We start from the raw sequence: 21,147 nt of genomic DNA, 5'->3' as shown, positions 1-21,147 counted from the left end.
CTTGTCACCGGCAATCGAACTCAGCGTCTGCATGTAGCGCAACTGCATGGCCCCCGGCTGACGCCCGAGCATTTCGGCAGCCTGCATGAGTTTTTCCGAGGCCTGCAATTCGCCTTCGGCGTGGATCACCTTGGCCCGGCGTTCCCGTTCGGCTTCGGCCTGTTTGGCGATGGCGCGAATCATCGATTCGTTGAGGTCCACGTGCTTGATCTCGACGGTGGCCACCTTGATGCCCCAGGCATCGGTCTGGGCATCGAGCACTTGCTGGACGTCGACGTTCAGCCGTTCCCGTTCGGCCAGCAATTCATCGAGTTCATGTTTACCGAGCACCGCCCGCAACGTGGTCTGAGCCAGTTGGCTGGTGGCCATGAGAAAGTCCTCGACCTGGATGATCGCCCGTTGCGGATCGAGCACGCGGAAATACAGCACTGCATTGACCTTGACCGAGACGTTGTCGCGGGTGATCACGTCTTGTGGCGGTATGTCGAGCACCACGGTCCGCAGGTCGACACGAACCATTTGTTGAACCGCCGGAATCAGCAGGATCAGACCCGGGCCCTTGACCTGCCAGAAGCGTCCGAGCTGGAACACCACGCCGCGTTCGTATTCGCGCAGAATGCGGAAAGTCGACCCCGCCAGTGCAATCAGCAATAACAGCAGCGCGGCAAAACCCAATTGCAGACCCATGACTATTCTCCACCCGGTGCCGCGTCAGTCGCGGCCACTTGCAGCAGTAGACCCTTGCGTGCCACCACCCGGACCTGTTGTCCCGGTTTCAGCGGTGTGGCACTCATGACTTGCCATTGTTCGCCTTGCAGGTGCACCCAGCCGACATAAGCATTGCCAGCCTGCAACGACGTTATCGGCGTCACGCTGCCCAGTAATTCGGCGTCGCCGCTGAAGTTGCGGCGCGGTCGGGTTTTCAAGGCGCGGATCAGCAGGAAAATCAGCAGTAGTGCGCTGATCAGCCCCAGGCCGATGATCAAGGGAACAGGCACTTCGGCATCGGTCAGAATCAGTGCGCCGATCACGAACATCACAATGCCGCCAAAACCGACCACGCCGAAATTGGGCAATGCCGCCTCGGCGATCATAAACGCGATGCCAAAGGTGATCAGCCAGATCCCGATCGGGTCGGGAACCAGCACTACAACGGTGTCCGCTGCGAAAACCGGTCCGCTCAGGGCCAACAGCAGCGCAATTACACAGCAACGAATGTTCACTTGACCCTCCGGGAGAGTCATCCGTCCGCGAGCCGTTCGTGGCTCTGTGTACAAGTCTAGTTGAGCCTGTGGCTGTATGAATTTTGACCAGTTGTTGACCGCCTCCGACGGGCGGATTTCCCGCCGGATTCCACCCGCGGGCCTAGACTTTTAATGGAGAGAAAAAATTCTAACCATCGTCCGCCATTCGTTGTTGCGGACACCGAGGTGCATCATGCGTATGGCAAAAACCGTGCAGACCAGCCTGGACAAGGCGCACTGCGAATATGACATCGTTTCCCATCCGCACTCGGCCAGCAGCCTTGAAACGGCGCGGCTCGCAGGCATTCCTGCTGAACGGGTGGCCAAATCGGTGATCCTCGACGATCGCCACGGGCATTACTTGATGGCCGTGCTGCCCGCCAGCCGTCACCTGGACCTGAGCAAAGTCCGTGGCAGCAGCGAATGGCAAGTCACCCGGGAAAGCAACCTGCCGCACCTGTTCGACGATTGCGAACGCGGCGCCGTGCCTGCATTGGGCRAATCCTATGGCCTGGACATGGTCATTGACCCGATGCTGACCCGGCAGAAAGACATCTACCTCGAAGCCGGCAACCACAACAACCTGGTACACATGAGCGTGCCTGAATATCTGAAAATGGTGCCGCATGCCGAGGTCTGCGAGTTGAGTCAGTCGGCCTAGTGTCGACATAACTGCCRTCGTCGCGGGCAAGCCTCGCTCCTACATTCGACCGCGCGTCCCTGTAGGAGCGAGGCTTGCCCGCGAATGGCCGCGCCACAGTCACCCATCCAATACGCGATCACAAAGGAGCGCCACATGGAATCCCCCACCCACAGCCTCCCGGCCCTGTTCAAACAACTCGGCCTGCCTGACGACCCCGAAAGCATTGATAAATTCATCGCTACCCACTCGCCGCTCAAACCCGAATTGCACCTGGCGGACGCGTTCTTCTGGAGCGAGAGCCAGGCAGAGTTGCTGCGTGAGGAAATTCTGGATGACGCGGATTGGGCGGAGGTGGTGGATCAGCTGGATGTAATGCTGAGGAAGGGGCGGGGGGTGTAAAAAAATCTGGAGAGAAATGGCGAAATGTAAAAAAACTGGTGAGTGGTAAAAAAAACTGGGCAGAAACTGAGTTTGTTAGCTTTTTCCGCGTCTGGCCGTTGCTCGCCAATTTGTTTCAAAACTTGACCAACTTTCCCCTCGAATGCCATATTGATAGTTAGCAAACTAACAGTGTGTGCATTCCCTCGTGCCAAAGAACCTCGCCGCTCTCCAGATGAACATCAGCAGCTCCATGGTGGTGGCCGCCAGGCATTGGCGGAAGATCTGCCAGACCACGCTGGTCAACTATGGGATCTCCGAAGCCTGCGCCGCCCCGCTATTGATGATCGGGCGCTTGGGCGAGGGTGTGCGGCAGGTGACGGTCGCGCAGGCGGCGGGGATGGAGAGCCCGTCTCTGGTGCGGCTGCTGGATCAGTTGTGTCATGCCGGTTACGTCTGCCGTACCGAAGACATTCATGACCGACGCGCCAAATGCCTGAGCCTGACCGCGACCGGTCGCGAGTTGGTGCAGGCGGTCGAAGCCGAGTTGGTGCGATTGCGCCAGGACGTGCTCGAAGGCATCGACCAGAGTGATCTGGAAGCGGCACTGCGGGTACTCAAAGCCTTCGAAGCGGCCAATCATCTGCCGGTGGTTCAGCCTTGAGCGGTTTTTTCACCGGCGTGCCCCCGGCGCGGGACTGGTTCTACGGTGTGCGCACGTTCGCGGCCTCGATGATTGCGCTGTACATCGCCATGCTCATGCAAATGCCTCGTCCGTATTGGGCGATGGCCACGGTGTACATCGTTTCCAGCCCGTTCCTCGGCCCTACCAGCTCCAAGGCGTTGTATCGCGCGGCGGGTACCTTGCTCGGTGCGGCGGCGGCGGTGTTTTTTGTGCCGATGTTCGTTCAGAGCCCTTATGTGCTGGTGGTGGTCATCGCGCTGTGGACCGGGATTTTGCTGTTCCTGTCCTTGCACCTGCGCACCGCCAACAACTACGCCTTGATGCTCGCCGGTTACACCTTGCCGCTGATCGCCTTGCCGGTGGTGGCTAACCCTTTGGCGGTGTGGGACGTGGCCGAGGCGCGGACCGAAGAGATCTTTCTCGGCATCGCCTGCGCGGCGGTCGTCGGCGCCATGTTCTGGCCACGGCGGCTGGCGCCGGTGTTCAACGACTCGGTGAACAAATGGTTTGCCGATGCCTCGACCTACAGCCTGCGTTTCCTTCGCCGCAATGTGCAGCCGGAGGAAGTCAGCGCCTTGCGTTCATCGATGGTGGCGAACTTCAACAGCCTGGAATTGATGATCGGTCAGCTGCCGCACGAGGGCGCGCGAGCGCAAACGGTGCGCAACACCAAGGAGCTGCGCGGGCGAATGATCCACCTGTTGCCGGTGATCGACGCCCTCGACGATGCGCTCTATGCCCTTGAGCGGCGCACGCCGGAGCTTGTGGATAAGTTCGCGCCACTGCTGACCGCAACCACCGAATGGCTTGACCACAAAGACGCTGATCTCGACCGCTGGCAGGCCCTGAAAAACCGGCTCGAAGCGCTGCAGCCAAGTGCCGAGGCGCTGGACGATCGCAAGCAATTGCTGTTTTCCAACGCGCTGTATCGCCTCGGCGAGTGGATCGACCTGTGGCAAGACTGTCGCAGCCTGCAATACGCCATTCAGTGCGAGAGTCAGGACAACTGGCGCGCGGTGTATCGGCACTGGCGCCTGGGGCGACTGTCACCGTTTCTCGACCGTGGCTTGATGCTCTATTCGGCGGCTTCTACGGTCACCGCGATCATCGTCGCCTCGGTGCTGTGGATTCTGCTCGGCTGGACCGACGGCGGCAGCGCGGTGATCCTGGCGGCGGTGGCGTGCAGTTTCTTTGCGTCGATGGACGACCCGGCGCCGCAGATCTACCGGTTCTTTTTCTGGACCGCGATGTCGGTGCTGTTCGCCGGCCTTTATCTGTTTCTGATCCTGCCGAACCTGCATGACTTCCCGATGCTGGTGCTGGCGTTCGCCATCCCGTTCATTTGCGTCGGCACCCTGACAGTGCAGCCGCGTTTTTATCTGGGGATGTTGCTGACCATCGTCAACACCTCGTCGTTCATCAGCATTCAGGGCGCCTACGACGCGGATTTTCTCAGTTTCACCAACTCCAACCTGGCCGGGCCCATGGGTTTGCTGTTCGCGTTCATCTGGACCCTGATCGCCCGGCCATTCGGTGCGGAACTGGCGGCCAAGCGCYTGACCCGTTTCAGCTGGCGCGACATCGTCGGCTTGACCGAGCCGGCCACGCTGGCCGAACACCGGCACATGGGCGTGCAGATGCTCGATCGCCTGATGCAGCATTTGCCGCGACTGGCCATGACCGGCCAGGACACCGGCATCGCCCTGCGCGAAGTGCGCGTGGCCCTGAATCTGCTGGACCTGCTCGCCTATTCGCCGCGAGTGCCGGGTGCGCCGCAAGCGCTGCTGCGCCAGGTGGTGGCTGAAGTCGGCGAGTACTTCAAGGCCTGCCTCGAGGCTGGCGAACGTCTGCCGGCGCCGAGTCCGTTGCTGATGACCCTCGATCGCACCCGCCGCGCCCTCGGCGGCCAAGGTGATGACGAAACCCGTCTGCATTTGCTGCACGCCTTGAGCGGCCTGCGTCTGGCGCTGTTGCCGGGCGTCGAGTTTGTCGGCACGGGCGAACTCGAAGAACCGCTTCCCCATGGCATCGATGGAGCGCCTTTATGATCGGTGATCTGGATATCAGCGGGGTGTTCCTGCCCACGCTGCTGGTGCTGATGGGCATTACCTATGTGTTGTTCCTGTTGGTGCACGGGGTGCTGACGCGCCTGCACTTTTACCGTCTGGTCTGGCACCGGGCATTGTTCAACGTGGCTCTCTACGCTGTGCTGCTCGGCGCCGTGGACTCACTCAGTCGATACCTGATGACATGAAAAAACCTTTATTGACCCTCGGCCGTGTGGTCCTGACGTTGTTGATCGTGACCTTCGCGATTGTCGTGGTCTGGCGCATGGTCATGTATTACATGTTCGCGCCCTGGACCCGGGACGGGCACATCCGTGCCGATATCGTGCAGATTGCCCCGGATGTATCGGGGCTGATCCAGCAAGTGGAGGTGCGCGACAACCAGTGGGTGAAACGCGGCCAGGTGCTGTTCAGCATCGATCAGGACCGCTTCAAACTGGCCCTGCGCCAAGCCAAAGCGGCGGTCGCCGATCGTCAGGAAACCTTGGCCCAGGCCCAGCGCGAGGCCAAGCGTAACCGTGGCTTGGGCAATCTGGTCCCGGCCGAGCAACTGGAAGAAAGCCAATCCCGGGTGGCGCGCGCCGAAGTGGCGTTGATGGAAGCGCAAGTGACGGTGGACAGCGCCCAGCTCAACCTCGACCGCTCGGTGATCCGCAGCCCGGTGGATGGCTACGTCAACGACCGGGCGCCGCGCTCTCAGGAGTTCGTCAGCGCCGGGCGCCCGGTGTTGTCGGTGGTCGACAGCAATTCCTTCCACATCGACGGCTATTTCGAAGAAACCAAACTGGACGGCATTCATGTCGGCCAGAGCGTCGACATTCGAGTGATCGGCGACCGTGCGCGCCTGCGCGGGCATGTCGAAAGCATCGTCGCCGGCATCGAAGACCGTGACCGCAGCAGCGGCAGCAACCTGTTGCCCAACGTCAACCCGGCGTTCAGTTGGGTGCGGCTGGCCCAGCGGATTCCGGTGCGAATCGCTTTCGATGAGGTGCCGGAAGATTTCCGCATGATTGCCGGGCGTACGGCCACCGTGTCGATCATCGACGATCAAATCGGAGGGCCGGCGAAATGAGCAGGGCCTCGGGTTTGGCGGTTGCCGGATTGGGCTTGTTGCTGTCGGCCTGTCAGGTAGTGGGGCCGGATTATCACTTGCCGGACGAGGCCGCCGTGCACCGTGAAGACTTTCAGGGCGACCTGGCGGTGAACGGCAAACATGTCGTCTCGGCACCGGTGCCCGCCGATTGGTGGCGGTTGTATCAGGATCCGCGTCTGGACCAATTGGTGCAGCAGGCCATGGCCTCCAACACCGATTTGCGGGTCGCGGCGGCGAATCTTTCGCGGGCTCGCGCTCAGGTCGACGAAGCGCAGGCGGCGGGCGGTTGGAGCGGCGGCGTGAAGGTCGGCGCCCAGCGTTTGCAGGAGTCCGGCGAAGCATTCTTGATACCGGAAAAAGTGCCCGTGGCCAACGTCGGCGATATCGGCATCACGACCTCGTATCAGTTCGACTTGTTCGGCACCTTGCAGCGCGGCATCGAAGCGGCCAAGGCCAATGCCGATGCGACCCAGGCGGCAGCGGACATCGCGCGCATCACCCTGGTGGCCGATGTGGTGCGGGCTTACACCCAGGTCTGCGCGGCCAACGAAGAGCGGGAGATCGCGCAGCATTCCCTCGACCTGCAAGCCCAGAGCACCTCCCTGACCCAGCGCTTGCGCGATGCCGGGCGCGGCGATGAAACCCAGGTCACCCGTTCGCAAACCCAATTCAAATCCTTGCGCGCCGAATTGCCGCGTTATGAAGCCGCACGTCAGGCCGGGTTGTTCCGCTTGTCGATGCTGCTGGCCAAACCGGTCGAGCAACTGCCGGCGGGCACCAGCGACTGCGCCGAGCTGCCGAAAGTTACCCAATTATTGCCGGTGGGTGACGGCGCCGCGCTGCTCAAACGCCGGCCAGACGTGCGCCAGGCCGAGCGCAAGTTGGCGGCGGCCACCGCCGGCATCGGCATTGCCACCGGCGAGTTGTACCCGGACATCAGCATCGGCGCGACCGTGGGCACGGTCGGCACCCTGGAAAACCTTGGCAAACCGTCGACCAATCGCTGGGGCTTCGGTCCGTTGCTGACCTGGACCGTACCGTCCAACGGCTCCCGCGCGCGAATCCGTGAGGCCGAGTTCGCAACTCAAGGCGCGCTGGCGCATTTCGATGGCGTGGTGCTCAACGCCATCCGCGAGACTCAGACCGGCCTGGCGCAATATTCCGCGCAACTTCAGCGTCGCGATGCGTTGGCGGACGCCGAACAGTCGGCGCAATTGGCGGCAGACCAGACCCACCGCTTCTTCCAGGCCGGTCGCGCGTCGTTCCTGGCGGACTTGCAAGCCACCCGCACCTACACCGATGCACGGGCGCAACTGGCCTCGGCCAACACCCAGGTCGCCATGAGCCAGATCGATTTGTTCCTCGCCTTGGGCGGCGGCTGGGAAAGCGGACGAACGCAAGGCTCACAACCCGGCAAACCCTGAGGCCGTTGCTATGCTTTGATTTGATGGGGTCGCGCGGCGAACCCGTCGATCAAGGCTTGCGTTGGTCATGGGGATCTAATAATGAAAAACCCTTACGCTCCCGGCTTCTGGTGCGCCATTGCGGCATTGGTTTTGCTGTCGGCCACCTATTTCTATGGCGTCATGCTGGCCCACCAGATCGACAAGGCGCTGATCTTCCTCGACAGCGCGGCGGCACTGATCGCCGTGATGGCCATCGTGGTGGTCGCCTGGGCTTCGCTCCAGAACCAGCGCATCAAGAAACGACAACTCGAACAAGGCAAAACCCTGGTACTGATCTGGGACACCAAGGTGGCTTTGCGTCGGGTAGAAACGGTGTTCGACCGATATTTCTGGGGCAGTTACTGGCAACCGGGGCGCACGTTTCAGGAAGTCATGGGCGAACTGACCGGCACGCCACTGGAAAAAAGCCTCGAAACCTTGAAGAAGCAATGCCAGGCGCTGGACAAGCAAGTGGCCGACGAGGGCTGGCACTGGCTCAACAATGCCCGAGAACTGTCCGATGTCGCCAACGCCATGGCCCGCGAACGCTATCAACTGGATTTCTGTGACCCACGCGCGGAAGTGACTGGCGGGGCGGTGATCAATCGGGATTTTGAAGTGCTGGTGTATACGTGGACCGCGCGGCTAAAAAGTTTTGATCATCAGCTTGATGAGATCGAGGTTCAGTATTCGTAAGGTTGTATTGGCAGGGCTGCTCGCGAAGGCGATTGAACGATCGCCGAAACTCTCCCCTGCCAGTTGTCCACAGGCCGCCGCAGCCCATGGACACTCTTTCACCTTTAATCATTGGGCCGTCCCACGGCGCAAATGCTAATCTCCTCGCCACTTTCAGCGCAGTCGTGACCGCGACCCGTTATGGGTTCAGGGAAGACGACCACACTTTCAACAATGGACATTGATCGGGTACTTCATGAATAAATCAGCAGGCGTGCTTCTAGGAATTGTCGTGGCCATCGGTRCAATCAGCGCGGGCGGCGCCTGGTACACCGGTAGCAAACTTGATGGGGTGCTGAACAGCTCGATCGCCGACGCCAACAAAGAACTGCATGCCGCGCTGGCAGGTTCCAACGGCACGGCGTCGCTGGAGCTGGTGTCGCTGGAGCGTCATGTGTTCAGCAGCACCGYGCACTACCGCCTCAAGGGCGAGGGCGAGATGTTTGGTGAAGCGCCGGTGGAGATGCTGTTCGTCGACCGCATCGAACACGGCCCGCTGCCGTTCTCGCGCCTGGTATCGTTCAAGTGGTTGCCAGTCCTGGCCACCAGTCACTATGAGCTGGAAAAAACCCCGCTGACCGAAAAGTGGTTCGCCGCCGCCAAGGACAAATCCCCGGTCAAGGGTGTGGTCAACATCGGCTACGACAACTCCACCAAGGGCTCGCTCGAATTCCTGCCGCTGGAAGCGGCACTGGATGACAAGTCCAACCTGACGTTCTCCGGGTTGAAACTCGACGTGGCCGCCAGCGCCCAGGCGCAAAAGGTCAAGGCCGACGGTTACATGGACAGCCTGAAGCTGACCACTGTGGCTGAAGACCAGACGCCGGTGCAGGTCGAGCTCAACGGCTTGACCCTGGCCAGCAACCTGAACAAAAGCACCTACGGCTATTACGTCGGTGACAACACCCTCGAGCTGACAAACAGCAAAACCACCTTTGGCCCCAAGCAATCGGTACTCGGTTTCAAGAACTTTGAAATGAAGAACCAGACTGGGGAATCAGGCACCAACGCTTCGGGGCGTGCCGATTACAAGGTCGGTGAAGTGTCCTTGAACGGCAAGGTTATCGGCTCTGCGCAGATGGCCATGAGCCTGAAAAACCTCGACATCCCGTCGACGATGTCGCTGATGCAGATCTATCAGACCAAACTGCAACCGTACGAGCGGGCCGCCGCCGAAGCCACTGCCGCCGGCCTGCCGGCGCCGCCGCTGAACCTGACCCCGGCCGAAGAGGCACAGGTCAAGACCGGTCTGGAGAAACTGCTGGCCGCAGGTCCCCAGGTGGCCCTGGAAAACCTGTCGTTCAACACCAGCAACGGCGAAAGCCGCGCCAACCTGGTGCTGGACCTGACCAAACCGCAATCCATGGACCTGCCGCCGGACCAATTGGTTAAGCAGTTGATCGCGTTGCTGGAACTCAACGTACTGGTGTCCAAGCCAATGCTCATTGATTTGCTCACCGTGCAGTCGCAAATCGACGGTCAGACCGATGCCAAGCTCATCGCCGATCAGGCGAGCGCAACCGCCGACATGTTCAGCAGCATGGCGGTCGGTACGCAACTGGCAAAACTGGACGGTAACAACGTCGTCACCAAGTTGCATTACGCCAACAATCAGGTGGACTTCAACGGCCAGAAAATGACCCTCGAAGAGTTTGTCGGTTTTGTGATGAGTAAGCTCGGCGGCACTGGCGACGTCACCATCCAGTAAAACCGCAGGCTTCAGCGCAACGCCCGGCCTCTGCAACACGCAGACGCCGGGCGTTTTGCTGTCTGGAGTTCCGAAACGGGATGAGGGTGAGGTCCGTCACGAATCTGAAGAAATATTGTGTCTTGAATTATTGACTACGCTTGCATGCAAGACTGTTTCGATAAAGCTTGGCCGGGTCTTTCGATCCGGCTTTCCGTCACAAGTGGGCAAGGGGCATTGCGACCCGGCTGGCCATGTAAGGATGCTGACGAATGCCGCGTATTGCTGGTCCCTTTATTCACCGTGGGCTGCGCCCCTTGTTTCGCGTTGCGCTGTGCGGCCAATTGTTGTGGCCGGTGCTGGCGCTCGCCGATACCCCTTACGATCAAATGGTTCGCGATGCGCGGGCCGGCAATTACACGCCTGCGCTGACGGTGTTGCGCCAGGTGCCGGTAAGCCAGGCCTCCACTGGCCAGATCAGCGATCACTTGCAGATCGCCAGTTGGGCCGGTCTGGATGCCGAAGTGGTACAGGTCTATGAAACCCAGGGACGTGATCGAGCGTTGCCGGTCCAGGCCCTGACTGCCACCGCGCGGGCCTATCGCAACCTCAAGCGTTGGGACTCGGCGACCCAGGTGTACAACAAGGCCCTGGCTCTTGAACCGCAAAATGCCGACCTGCAGCTGGGCCTGGCGATGACCCAGGCCGACGCCGGTAAACCTGACGAGGCGGTTGCCCGCGCCAGGGCTCTGGTGGCGGCGAAACCGGATGATCCTGGCCGCCGTCTGGCTTTGGCCTACGCCTTGACCCGCGCCGGTGCCACTTACGATGCGCTGTTTGAATACGACCAGGCCTTCACCCGCGCCGGCAGCAAACCCGAAGTCGCTCGGGAATACGTGATTGCCCTGCAACGCGCTCGTTTGCCGGAGCCGGCCTTGCGCCTGGCGCGTCAGCGGCCGGGGTTGATTGATCCGGTCACGCAACGCCGTCTCGAAGGTGACCTGGCCGCCGAACGCGTGCGCCTGGCCGAACTCGCCACCCGCAGCGAAAAAGAACGTTATGTGATCGCCGATCGGGCCCTGGCCGATTACGACCAGTTGCTGGCGACCTGGACGCCGGACCCTGCGGCCCACGATGACGTCATCCGCTGGCGAATCGACCGCATGGGCGCCCTCAAGGCCCGTGCACGCACCGCCGATGTGATCACCGAATACCAGAAGCTGCTCGCCGAAGGCGTGAAGATTCCGACCTATGCCCTGCGTTGGGTGGCGTCGTCCTATCTGGATCAGCGTCAGCCGGAAATCGCCACCGATTTGTATCGCCAGGTGCTGGTGGCGCCGGATGCCGATGTCGGCGATCGCCTGGAAGACAGCACCGCGCTCTATTACTCCCTGCTCGAAAGCGACAAGGCCGATGATGCGCGCAAGGTCGCCGAGGACCTGGCCAAGACCCAAAAGCCACGGGTCGAGCTCAAGGGCTTGCCGGTGGGCAACCCCAACGATGAATGGATGGACGCGCAGCAACTCGCCGCCCAGGCCGGCACCTACGGCGCCGACCTGCCATCGGGCGAGCAGCGTTTACAGGCGTTGGTGGATCAGGCGCCGGGCAACATCGGCCTGCGCCTGGCTCAGGCCGATCTGTACCTGGCCCGGGACTGGCCACGACGCGCCGAGAATCAGCTCAAGGAAACCGAGAGCATGGCCCCGCGGGATATCGGGCTGGAAGTCGCTCAGGGCCACACTGCCATGGACCTGCAGGAATGGCGGCAGATGGATGCGCTGACCGACGATGTGGTCGCGCGTTTTCCGGACAACCGTCAGGTGCAGCGTTTGCAGCGTCAGCGTGCGGTCCATGATATGGCCGAGCTGCGAGTGCAGGCCTACGGCGGCAAGAGTTATGGCGGCGGCAACGGCGATGTCGGGGCGGTCAACGGCAGCCGCGATTTCGGCATCGAAACCACGCTGTACAGCCCGCCCATCGATGAAGACTGGCGCCTGTTCGTCGGTGCCGGCTACGCCACTGGCGATTTCCAGGAAGGCACCGGCCACCATCGCTTCCAGCGTGTCGGGCTCGAACGCCGGACCCGTGACATGTCCCTGGAAGCGGAAGTTTCCAACCATTCCTACGGCTTTGGCGATAAACAGGGCGCGCGCCTGGCGATTGCCCGAGATATCGACGATCACTGGCAGTACGGCGGCAGCCTCGAATACCTGTCGGCACAAACGCCGTTGCGAGCGTTGAACAGCGACATCACGGCCAACGGCGGCAGCGGCTTTATCCGCTGGCGCGCCAATGAAAGCCGTGAGTGGAGACTGGCCGTCAGCCCCTCGCACTTCAGCGACGGCAACAACCGTATCGAAGCTGTGCTCACTGGTCGCGAGGGCATTTATCGCGCGCCGGGGCTGCAAGTCGACCTCGGTCTGGAAGTCGGCAGCAGCCATAACTCCAAGTCCGACGACGTGCCGTACTTCAACCCCAAATCCGACTTAAGCGTGCTGCCGACGGTGAACGTCAATCACGTGCTCTACCACCGCTACGAAACCTCCTGGAGCCAGCAGTTCCAGGCCGGTGCGGGCACTTACAGCCAGCGCGATCACGGCACCGGCGGTATCGCCCTGCTGGGCTACGGCCAGCGCTACAGCTGGAACGACGTGTTCGAGGTGGGCGGCCTGCTGAGCGTGATCAACCGGCCATTTGACGGTGACCGGGAAACCGATCTGCGCCTGCTCGTCGACCTTACTTACCGCTTCTAGAAGAGTTTGAAGATGCCTTTTATTTCGCGTTTCATCCTCCTGCTGGGAGTGCTGTTGATCAGCGCCTGTGCCCAGCAAGCTCCGACCTTCGTACCGCCGTCCGAACGTACAGTGTCGGCCAATGAAAAGCCGTGGCCGAAAAACCATGTATTGGGGATCGCTTACCACGATGTCGAAGACCGCGACCCCGATCAGGCGGTGGTGGCCGTGCGCACCGAGCGCATGATCGAGCAACTGGCATGGTTGCGGGAGAACAACTACCAACCGGTCACCGTTGACCAGATCATCGCCGCTCGCAATGGCGGCCCTGAATTGCCGCCACGGGCRATCCTGCTGAGTTTCGACGACGGTTATTCGAGTTTCTACACCCGCGTGTTGCCGGTGCTGCGTGCCTATAACTGGCACGCCTTGCTGGCGCCGGTCGGGGTGTGGATCGACACGCCGCCGAACCAGCCAGTCGACTTCGCCGGCACACCGCGCAAGCGTTCGGATTTCCTGACCTGGGAGCAGATCCGCGAGATTTCCCGGTCCGGCCTGGTGGAAATCGCCGCCCACACCGACGCCAGCCACAAAGGCGTGTTGGCCAACCCGCAAGGCAACCTGCAGCCGGCGGCCGCGACCCGGCGCTATGACGCCGCCACCGGTCGCTATGAAACCGAAGCCCAATTCCAGGCCCGGATGCGCGCCGACGTAGCGGCCATCTCGGAGAAGATCCGCAAGGTCACTGGTTACAAACCGCGAGTCTGGGTCTGGCCGTACGGCGTGGCGGATGGCACCTCGCTGCAAGTGATCAACGACCAGGGTTATAAGATGGCTCTGACACTGGACGACGGCCTCGATGCCCTCGACAACCTGATGAGCAGCCCGCGCTTTCTGGTGGCCTCGGACCCGGATGGCGAACACTTCGCCAACAGCGTCGTCGCGGTGCAGGCCGAATCGCCGATGCGCGTGGTGCATGTGGACCTGGACAACGTCTACGACCCGGACCCGGCCCAACAGGAAATCAACCTCGGCAAACTGATCCAGCGCATGGCCGACATGGGCGCCAACACGGTGTTCCTGCAAGCCTTCGCCGACCCTGCGGGCGATGGCCTGGTGCATTCGCTGTACTTCCCCAACCGCCACCTGCCGATGCGTGCCGATATCTTTGACCGTGTGGCCTGGCAGCTGCGCACCCGGGCTCACGTCAAAGTTTTCGCGTGGATGCCGGTGCTGAGTTTTGCCCTGGATTCGAAGCTGCCGCGAGTCACTCGCTGGGACCCGAAAACCGGCACTACGTCGATCGATCCGGACCAGTACAAGCGCTTGTCACCGTTCGATCCGAACGTGCGGCGCATCATCGGTGAAATCTACGAAGACGTGGCCCGCCTGACCTCGGTCGACGGCATCCTCTATCACGATGACGCGGTGCTGTCGGACTTCGAAGACGCCGGCCCCGAAGCCCTGAAAATCTATGCCGCCAACGGTCTGCCCGGTTCGATTGCCGCCCTGCGCGAGGATCCGGCCACCCTGCAACGCTGGACGCGGTTCAAGAGCCGCTACCTGATCGATTTCACCMATGAGCTGACCGCCAAGGTTCGCGCCATTCGCGGCCCGCAAGTGAAAACGGCGCGCAATATTTTCGCCGAGCCGATGCTCAACCCCGAGAGCGAAGCCTGGTTTGCGCAGAATCTCGACGACTTCCTGGGCGCCTACGACTGGACGGCACCGATGGCCATGCCACTGATGGAAAAACAGAGCCATCAGCAATCCGGCCCCTGGCTTGAAGCACTGGTGGCGACGGTCAAATCGCGCCCCGGCGCCCTCGACCGCACGGTGTTCGAATTGCAGGCCCGCGACTGGACGAAAAATAAACACGCCGACATCGACGGCGGGCAGCTGGCTGACTGGATGGGCCGCCTCAAGCGTCAGGGCGCCACCAGTTTCGGCTACTACCCAGACAACTTCCTCGAGAACCAGCCGGACCTGAAAGCCGTGCGGCCGGCGCTCTCCAACAAGTGGAATCCATAACATGCTGGACAGACTTCTGGCCCTATTGGTTCTGGCGATCGTCCTGGGGGTTCCCCTCGGGTTGATCTTTCTGGTCACCGGGCAATTCCTGATGGACTTCGTGTTCTTCTACCCACTGTTCATGTCGGGGCTGTGGATCGCCGGCGGCCTGTATTTCTGGCTGCACTGGGAGCGGCACTGGCCGTGGCAGGACGACACCTTGCCGCCACCATTGGCCGGCGAACCGCTGATCTCGATCCTGATCCCTTGCTACAACGAAGGCGACAACGCCGCCGATACCATCCACGCGGCGCTGGCCCAGCATTACCCGAACATCGAAGTGATCGCGATCAACGACGGCTCCAAGGACAACACCGCCGCGGTGCTCGACGCACTGGCGGCGCAGGATCCGCGTTTGCGGGTGCTGCACCTGGCGGAGAACCAGGGCAAGGCCGTTGCCCTGCGCATGGGCGCCATCGCGGCGCGCAGCGAGTACCTGGTGTGCATCGACGGTGACGCGCTGCTGGCGCCGAACACCGCGGCCTATCTGGTGGCGCCGATGCTCGACAACGCGCGACTGGGCGCCGTGACCGGCAACCCGCGAATCCGCACCCGTTCGACCCTGATCGGCCGGGTACAGGTCGGCGAGTTCTCCTCGATCATCGGCCTGATCAAGCGTACCCAGCGGGTGTTCGGGCGGATCTTTACCGTCTCTGGGGTGATCGTCGCCTTCCGTCGTACGGCCCTGAACCGGGTCGGCTACTGGAGCCCGGACATGATCACCGAAGACATCGACATCAGTTGGAAGCTGCAACTGGATCACTGGAGCATTTTCTACGAGCCCCGCGCGTTGTGCTGGATCCTCATGCCGGAAACCCTCGGCGGCCTGTGGAAGCAGCGCTTGCGCTGGGCCCAGGGCGGCGCCGAGGTGTTGTTCAAGAACATCCGGGGCATCTGGCAATACCGCCATCGTTACCTGTGGCCGCTGCTGTTCGAATACTGCCTGTCCACCGGTTGGGCCTTCACCTTCCTGTTGTCGGTGATTTTCTGGGGTGTCGGCAACTTCGTCGAAATGCCGCCCGCCATTGCCGTCCATCACCTGATGCCGCCGGCCTTTACCGGGCTGCTATTGGCGGTGGTTTGCCTGGTGCAATTCGCGGTCAGCATCATGATCGATCGCCGTTACGAAAAAGGGCTCGGCAGGACCATGTTCTGGGTGGTCTGGTACCCGCTGGTGTTCTGGTTCATCAGCCTGCTCACCACCCTGGTCAGCTTCCCCAAAGTGCTGTTTGGCCAACATCAGAAGCGCGCGCGGTGGGTCAGTCCGGACCGGGGCATCAAGCCGCTGGATGACGATGAAGAGGAGGTCATCAAATGAAAATCATCAGAACCCGGCAGCGGCCCTTTTTGGTCGTTCTCGATGTTTTCTTCACCGTGCTGGCCTGGATCGGGCTGCTGTATTTGCTGGCGCGGGGTCTGTGGCCGTTGATCGATACCCATGACGGGCCGCGCATCGATGGGTCGTTTTTCGACGCCCTCGGCACATTGCAGATCTACCTGTGGGTGGCGCTGTTCAACGCGGTGATCCTGATTGGCTGGGCGCGTTATCAACAGCGCAAAAGCAAGAGCTTCGCCCAGCGCCGTTTGCCGGCGCCGGTGGTGGACGATCAGGGGCTGAGCAAAAGCTTCAAGCTCACCGGCGACCGGCTGGAGAAACTGCGCGCACCGGGCTCGATGACCATTCACAACGATCAGGAAGGCGATGTCAGTCACGTCGTTACGCACTTTACCCCGGTCGACCCGTCTCAACTGCCGCCGCCTTTGGCGCCATTGGAACATCCACTCGTGATCCGCCTGCCGGCCGAAGATGATGACAACCGCGAGCCGATAAGCCATCTCTAGGTATATGTTCATCTGTGGCGAGGGAGCTTGCTCCCGCTGGAGGCCGAAGGTCTCCCGATGCCATTAACCGCGCTGTCGTTGATAGAGCGCGGTCACCGATTTTGCGTCTGCTTCGCAGACGAACGGGAGCAAGCTCCCTCGCCACTAAGTCGCCGTCAGCTCAGGTCCCGAACCAGGCGCCACGCCTCGTCCATCGACAGCGGTTGTTTCATCCGTTCGGCGAGCATCGCCATGGCCCGTTCCTGATCGCAGGCAACGGCTGCCGCTACCACGCCGTTTTTGGCGAACAGGCCAATAAACGGTGGATGCTCTGGGTCGCCTTTGAATTCAACCTCGTCCCAGGCCTCGGCGTGTCCGAGGTAGTCGTAGTTTTTGCCGAAGTGCCAGGTCCAGAAATACGGCACGTCGAGGTAGCGTTCGTCGCCGCCGAGCATATTCGCCGCTGCAATCCGCGCCTGTTGCTGGGCCAGGCGCCAGTGTTCGATCCGTTGGGGCTGGCCATTGAGCGGGAAGGTCGCGATATCGCCGACGGCCCAGAGCCCGTCGGTCACGCGCATGCCGCCGTCGACCTTCAATGACTGATCTTTTTCCTTCGGCAGATCGGTAAACGGGGTGGTCGCCGGGGTGACGCCAATGCCGACCAGCACCAGATCCGCCGGCAAGCGCTGGYCATTGTCCAGCAGCACCGCTTCGACTTTGCCTGTGCCTTCGATCTTCGCCGCTTCGCCATCGGTATGAAACACCACACCATTGGCCTCGTGCAGGGCACGAATCGCCTTGCCGACGGCCTCGCCGAATTGCGCCTCGAAAGGGATGGCATGGCGGGTCAGGACGGTGACATCCAAGCCGTACTGACGCAGGGATGAAGCGGATTCCAGACCAATGAAGCTGCCGCCGACAATCACTGCCCTTTGACCCGGTTTTGCGGTGGTCAGAATCTGCTGCGCCTGCGCCTTCGAGCGCAACACGAACACCTGCGGCAGATCGGCGCCTGGCAGCGACAGGGATTTTGGTATGCCGCCGGTGGCAATCACCGCGGCGTCATAGCTCAACGATTGACCATCGGCCAGGCGCAGGGTCCGGTTCGGTGCATCCAGGCCCATCACATCGCTGTTTATCCGTTCGATGCGCTGTTCCCGATAAAAGTCTTCATCGCGCAGCGGCRGAACTTCGTCCGGTGGCATTTCCCCGGCAATCACGAATTTGCTCAATGCCGTACGGTCGTATCCGGCTTCGGGCTCACGGTCGATCAGTAGCACCCGACCGCCGAAGCCTTTCTCCCGCAGCGCCGCCGCGCAGGCCGTCCCCGCTGCACCGGCGCCGATGATCGCAAAGGTCCGCTTATCATCCTCCGGCGGTGTGCTGGGGCCGGGCATCGGCTGGTCGTCGACCCAGACCTCATCGTCGCGCAACTCCAGCGGATAGCGCCGCAGACTGTCCAGGGACGGTGGCTCGCACAGCGCTCCGTCTTCGAGCCGATAAGCCGCCTTGTGCCACGGGCAGATCAGCCGGCCCTCACACAGCGCACCTTTGGCCAAGGGAGCCCCGGCGTGGGGGCATCTGCCCTGATAGGCGCGCAATTGATCGCCGACCCGCAGCAAGACGATTTTCATCTTGTCGATCCGGACTTCAAGGCCACGGTCGAGGGGCACATCGGCGAAACGGGCGACGCGGTGCAGTGCCATGATCGATCTCCAGGCAGGTATTTCACTTAGGAGTTTGGCGCTTATTCCGAGGTTCAGCCAATTCCCACTGCCACCGCACGAACGGTCCGGCTATAGTTTGCGTGCCGACGACGGCCCCACCCCGCACAAGGTGCTCCGGTATGACCCGATTGACCTCTTTGAACCCTTGGCTGGCGGCCGTTGCAGTCGCCCTTTGCGTGCAGTTACCGGCGCAGGCCCAGGAGCGTTTCACCCTCAGCATCCCCGGCGTTTCAGACAATCGGCTGTTCACGTCGGCGGAGGCCAGCGATGCCAGCGGTTGCGGTGGCAAGAATCAGTCTCCGGCCCTGAGCTGGAGCGCCGGCCCCCAGGGCACCCTCAGCTACGCCATCGTCATGCACGACCCGGACGGCCAGAAAGGCCTGGGCGTCGATCACTGGATTCGTTACGGCATCAAGGCCACGACGCGGCAGATCCCGGCCGGTGTCGGCACTAAATCCACCCTCGAAGGCGTGGGTGGCACCAACATCAAAGGCACCACCACCTACATCGGCCCGTGCCCGCCCATCGGTGACAGCACCCATCACTACATCATCCAGATCTACGCCCTGGACCTGGCGCCAGAAGCCTTGCCTGCCGGCCTGACCCGCGCGCAGTTGCTGGAACAGATCAAAGGCCATGTGCTGAAAAACAGCAGCGTGGTGCGGCGTTATCACCGCTGAAGATTTTTCACTTAGGCTTAACCCGAACCCGGCGGGCTGTCCGTCTCAGAGGATGAATGAGTCAATTTCCTCCTGAGGTCAGCCCCCATGTCCCTTCCTCTGCATGTCCTCCGCCCGGCCGCCCAGGGTTTCGCCGCCGGGTTGCTGCTGGCCGTTGCCGGTTGCGGCGGTTCATCCACACCACCCTCTGAGACGGGCAACCCGGCAGCGGTTGCGCCTCCGGCTCAAAATGCGCCGAAAACCGAAGCATTGGTGCGCGAAGCGGCCATGGCGGACACCGCGATGGCCAAGCGCAGCGCACGACCTGGCCCGTTGGTCGCTTTCGCGCCAGTGCCCGCGGGTGAAACTTATCCACAGGGCTACCGGGATGAACAGCGCGAGCAATATCAGGCGCTGGCGGATAACCCGATTCACAGCGTGGCCGAAGCGCCGGTCTCGACCTTCAGCGCCGATGTCGATACCGGCGCGTACGCCAATGTCCGGCGCTTGCTCAATCAGGGGCGTTTACCGCCGGAAGGGGCGGTGCGGCTGGAAGAGATGGTCAATTACTTCCCCTACGATTACGCCTTGCCCACCGACGGCTCGCCATTTGGCGTGACCACCGAACTGGCGCCGTCACCCTGGAACCTGCATACCCGATTGCTGCGTATCGGCATCAAGGCCTCCGATCGCGCGGTGGCAACGCTGGCCCCAGCGAACCTGGTATTTCTGGTGGACGTGTCCGGTTCCATGGACCGTCGCGAAGGCCTGCCTCTGGTCAAAAGCACCCTGAAATTGCTGGTCGATCAATTGCGCGAGCAGGACCGGGTTTCGCTGGTGGTCTACGCCGGAGAATCCCGTGTGGTGCTGGAGCCGACTTCCGGACGGGAAAAAGCGAAAATTCGTACCGCCATCGAGCAATTGACGGCGGGCGGTTCGACGGCCGGCGCGTCGGGTATCGAACTGGCTTACCAAATGGCGCAACAGGCGTTTATCCCCAAAGGCATCAACCGCATCCTGCTAGCCACCGAYGGTGACTTCAACGTCGGCATCAGCGACTTCGACAGCCTCAAGCAAATGGCTGTGGATAAACGCAAGACTGGCGTGTCCCTGACCACCCTGGGTTTTGGTGTGGATAACTACAATGAACACCTGATGGAACAACTGGCCGACGCCGGCGACGGTAACTACGCCTACATCGACAACCTGCGCGAGGCGCGCAAAGTGCTGGTGGATCAACTCGGCTCGACCCTCGCGGTGGTGGCGAAAAACGTGAAGCTGCAGGTGGAGTTCAACCCGGCTCAGGTCAGCGAATATCGGCTGTTGGGCTATGAGAACCGTGCCCTGAAGCGTGAGGATTTCAGCAACGACAAAGTCGACGCCGGAGAAATCGGCGCAGGGCACACGGTGACGGCGCTGTACGAAATTGTGCCCAAGGGCGAGAAGGGCTGGCTGGAACCGTTGCGCTACGGCAATTCCGGGGCAGAAGTTTCCGCAAAAACCGGAGAATTGGCGATGCTGCGGGTGCGTTATCAGTTGCCGGAAGGTGGGAACAGTCGCTTGATCGAGCGGCCAATCATGAAGGGTGAGACCGGCAAATTCTCGGCCGCCAGCGATGACCTGCGCTTTGCCGCCGCCGTCGCTGCGTTTTCCCAGCAGCTCAAGGACGGGCGCTACACCGGTAATTTCAGCTTGAAAGACACCGAAACCCTGGCCCGTGGCGCACGGGGTGATGATCAGTTCGGCCTGCGCGGAGAGTTCGTGCAATTGGTGGAATTGGCGCAGAGCCTGCGAGCCTCCACCGCCTCTAATCAGCCGCCCAACGACAACCGGATAGAGTGAAAGCTGAGATGTCCGATCCTGCAATCAGCTCAACCGCCAGCAGCGATGAATCGCTGCTGGCGCGCTACCGCTCTGGCGACGGGCCGGCGTTCGAAGTTTTGTACTCCCGCCACCGCCAGGGCCTGTATCGATTCCTTCTCGGCCTCAGCGGCAAACCCGAACTGGCCGAAGAGGTGTACCAGGAAACCTGGCTGAGCCTGATCCGCAGCACCAGTCAGCCACAAGGCCGGGCGAACTTTCGTACCTGGCTCTACCAGATTGCCCGCAACCGACTGATCGATCACTGGCGCAAACATGGTGTCCACAACCCCTTGCACGAC

At 61.7% G+C, this 21,147-nt stretch carries 19 protein-coding genes; 16 read left to right on the top strand and 3 right to left on the bottom strand.

The window, feature by feature from the left end; genetic code table 11:
• A partial coding sequence (locus tag AC1DLB_RS01610) for a slipin family protein (RefSeq protein ID WP_477784517.1) occupies window positions 1-687 on the bottom strand: 687 nt, incomplete at its 3' end.
• 2 nt (window positions 688-689) lie between these two features.
• The gene (locus tag AC1DLB_RS01605) at window positions 690-1,223 is read right to left on the bottom strand and encodes an NfeD family protein (protein WP_064615752.1); all 534 of its coding nucleotides are present in this window, start codon (window positions 1,221-1,223) and stop codon (window positions 690-692) included.
• A gap of 214 nt (window positions 1,224-1,437) precedes the next feature.
• Between AC1DLB_RS01605 and AC1DLB_RS01600 the strand changes: the two genes are divergently transcribed.
• The 13 genes from AC1DLB_RS01600 to pgaD all read left to right on the top strand — a co-directional run bounded on the left by AC1DLB_RS01600 (window position 1,438) and on the right by pgaD (window position 16,620).
• Window positions 1,438-1,905: an aminoacyl-tRNA deacylase gene (locus AC1DLB_RS01600; protein WP_477784516.1), complete on the top strand. Its 468-nt coding sequence runs from the start codon at window positions 1,438-1,440 to the stop codon at window positions 1,903-1,905.
• 135 nt (window positions 1,906-2,040) lie between these two features.
• A complete protein-coding gene (locus tag AC1DLB_RS01595) occupies window positions 2,041-2,286 on the top strand; it encodes a DUF2789 domain-containing protein (RefSeq protein WP_018929387.1) in 246 nt (81 codons plus the stop codon).
• A 214-nt stretch (window positions 2,287-2,500) separates the two neighbouring features.
• Entirely contained in the window at window positions 2,501-2,929 is a 429-nt protein-coding gene (locus AC1DLB_RS01590; protein WP_086944192.1) for a MarR family winged helix-turn-helix transcriptional regulator, read from the top strand.
• Complete coding sequence (locus AC1DLB_RS01585) at window positions 2,926-4,998, top strand: FUSC family protein (protein WP_477744083.1); 2,073 nt, start codon at window positions 2,926-2,928, stop codon at window positions 4,996-4,998. Before AC1DLB_RS01590 ends, AC1DLB_RS01585 begins: the two co-directional genes overlap by 4 nt.
• The gene (locus tag AC1DLB_RS01580; protein WP_018929385.1) at window positions 4,995-5,204 is read left to right on the top strand and encodes a DUF1656 domain-containing protein; all 210 of its coding nucleotides are present in this window, start codon (window positions 4,995-4,997) and stop codon (window positions 5,202-5,204) included. Before AC1DLB_RS01585 ends, AC1DLB_RS01580 begins: the two co-directional genes overlap by 4 nt.
• Window positions 5,201-6,088 carry an efflux RND transporter periplasmic adaptor subunit gene (locus AC1DLB_RS01575; RefSeq protein WP_064615762.1) on the top strand — a complete coding sequence of 296 codons (888 nt, stop codon included), beginning with the start codon at window positions 5,201-5,203 and terminating at the stop codon, window positions 6,086-6,088. Before AC1DLB_RS01580 ends, AC1DLB_RS01575 begins: the two co-directional genes overlap by 4 nt.
• The gene (locus AC1DLB_RS01570) at window positions 6,085-7,533 is read left to right on the top strand and encodes an efflux transporter outer membrane subunit (RefSeq protein ID WP_477744084.1); all 1,449 of its coding nucleotides are present in this window, start codon (window positions 6,085-6,087) and stop codon (window positions 7,531-7,533) included. Before AC1DLB_RS01575 ends, AC1DLB_RS01570 begins: the two co-directional genes overlap by 4 nt.
• Before the next feature lie 81 nt (window positions 7,534-7,614).
• Entirely contained in the window at window positions 7,615-8,250 is a 636-nt protein-coding gene (locus AC1DLB_RS01565; protein ID WP_019651562.1) for a hypothetical protein, read from the top strand.
• A gap of 235 nt (window positions 8,251-8,485) precedes the next feature.
• Window positions 8,486-9,997, top strand: a complete 1,512-nt coding sequence (locus AC1DLB_RS01560; RefSeq protein ID WP_477784515.1) for a YdgA family protein — start codon at window positions 8,486-8,488, stop codon at window positions 9,995-9,997.
• Window positions 9,998-10,248: 251 nt separating this feature from the next.
• Window positions 10,249-12,729 carry a poly-beta-1,6 N-acetyl-D-glucosamine export porin PgaA gene (pgaA, locus tag AC1DLB_RS01555; protein ID WP_477744086.1) on the top strand — a complete coding sequence of 827 codons (2,481 nt, stop codon included), beginning with the start codon at window positions 10,249-10,251 and terminating at the stop codon, window positions 12,727-12,729.
• Window positions 12,730-12,741: 12 nt separating this feature from the next.
• Complete coding sequence (gene pgaB, locus AC1DLB_RS01550; protein ID WP_477784514.1) at window positions 12,742-14,739, top strand: poly-beta-1,6-N-acetyl-D-glucosamine N-deacetylase PgaB; 1,998 nt, start codon at window positions 12,742-12,744, stop codon at window positions 14,737-14,739.
• A 1-nt stretch (window position 14,740) separates the two neighbouring features.
• A complete protein-coding gene (gene pgaC, locus AC1DLB_RS01545; protein WP_018929378.1) occupies window positions 14,741-16,096 on the top strand; it encodes a poly-beta-1,6-N-acetyl-D-glucosamine synthase in 1,356 nt (451 codons plus the stop codon).
• Window positions 16,093-16,620, top strand: coding sequence for a poly-beta-1,6-N-acetyl-D-glucosamine biosynthesis protein PgaD (gene pgaD, locus AC1DLB_RS01540; protein WP_018929377.1), 528 nt, complete (start codon window positions 16,093-16,095; stop codon window positions 16,618-16,620). The genes pgaC and pgaD overlap by 4 nt, the downstream gene beginning before the upstream one ends.
• A 155-nt stretch (window positions 16,621-16,775) precedes the next feature.
• Here the strand turns inward: pgaD and AC1DLB_RS01535 are convergent, their stop codons facing one another.
• The gene (locus AC1DLB_RS01535) at window positions 16,776-18,305 is read right to left on the bottom strand and encodes an FAD-dependent oxidoreductase (RefSeq protein WP_477784513.1); all 1,530 of its coding nucleotides are present in this window, start codon (window positions 18,303-18,305) and stop codon (window positions 16,776-16,778) included.
• A 140-nt stretch (window positions 18,306-18,445) separates the two neighbouring features.
• On the opposite strand from AC1DLB_RS01535, the gene AC1DLB_RS01530 reads away from it, so the two are divergent.
• The 3 genes from AC1DLB_RS01530 to AC1DLB_RS01520 form a co-directional block, all read left to right on the top strand.
• Window positions 18,446-19,006 (top strand): YbhB/YbcL family Raf kinase inhibitor-like protein, encoded by a 561-nt coding sequence (locus tag AC1DLB_RS01530; RefSeq protein ID WP_018929375.1) that lies wholly within the window; start codon window positions 18,446-18,448, stop codon window positions 19,004-19,006.
• An 87-nt stretch (window positions 19,007-19,093) separates the two neighbouring features.
• A complete protein-coding gene (locus tag AC1DLB_RS01525) occupies window positions 19,094-20,827 on the top strand; it encodes a vWA domain-containing protein (protein ID WP_477744088.1) in 1,734 nt (577 codons plus the stop codon).
• An 8-nt stretch (window positions 20,828-20,835) separates the two neighbouring features.
• The coding region (locus tag AC1DLB_RS01520; RefSeq protein ID WP_477784512.1) for a sigma-70 family RNA polymerase sigma factor at window positions 20,836-21,147 on the top strand (312 nt) is incomplete at its 3' end.

This window comes from Pseudomonas sp. 05N434 (assembly GCF_056396965.1).
Note: the sequence above shows the minus strand (reverse complement) of the source record. Positions and strands in the feature narration are given on the sequence as shown.

Bases quoted from the DNA above. Each gene is read 5' to 3' on its own strand.
- AC1DLB_RS01595 (WP_018929387.1), top strand. From the start codon at position 2,041: ATGGAATCCCCCACCCACAGCCTCCCGGCCCTGTTCAAACAACTCGGC.
- AC1DLB_RS01590 (WP_086944192.1), top strand. From the start codon at position 2,501: ATGAACATCAGCAGCTCCATGGTGGTGGCCGCCAGGCATTGGCGGAAG.
- AC1DLB_RS01580 (WP_018929385.1), top strand. From the start codon at position 4,995: ATGATCGGTGATCTGGATATCAGCGGGGTGTTCCTGCCCACGCTGCTG.
- AC1DLB_RS01575 (WP_064615762.1), top strand. From the start codon at position 5,201: ATGAAAAAACCTTTATTGACCCTCGGCCGTGTGGTCCTGACGTTGTTG.
- AC1DLB_RS01570 (WP_477744084.1), top strand. From the start codon at position 6,085: ATGAGCAGGGCCTCGGGTTTGGCGGTTGCCGGATTGGGCTTGTTGCTG.
- AC1DLB_RS01565 (WP_019651562.1), top strand. From the start codon at position 7,615: ATGAAAAACCCTTACGCTCCCGGCTTCTGGTGCGCCATTGCGGCATTG.
- pgaA (WP_477744086.1), top strand. From the start codon at position 10,249: ATGCCGCGTATTGCTGGTCCCTTTATTCACCGTGGGCTGCGCCCCTTG.
- pgaC (WP_018929378.1), top strand. From the start codon at position 14,741: ATGCTGGACAGACTTCTGGCCCTATTGGTTCTGGCGATCGTCCTGGGG.
- pgaD (WP_018929377.1), top strand. From the start codon at position 16,093: ATGAAAATCATCAGAACCCGGCAGCGGCCCTTTTTGGTCGTTCTCGAT.
- AC1DLB_RS01530 (WP_018929375.1), top strand. From the start codon at position 18,446: ATGACCCGATTGACCTCTTTGAACCCTTGGCTGGCGGCCGTTGCAGTC.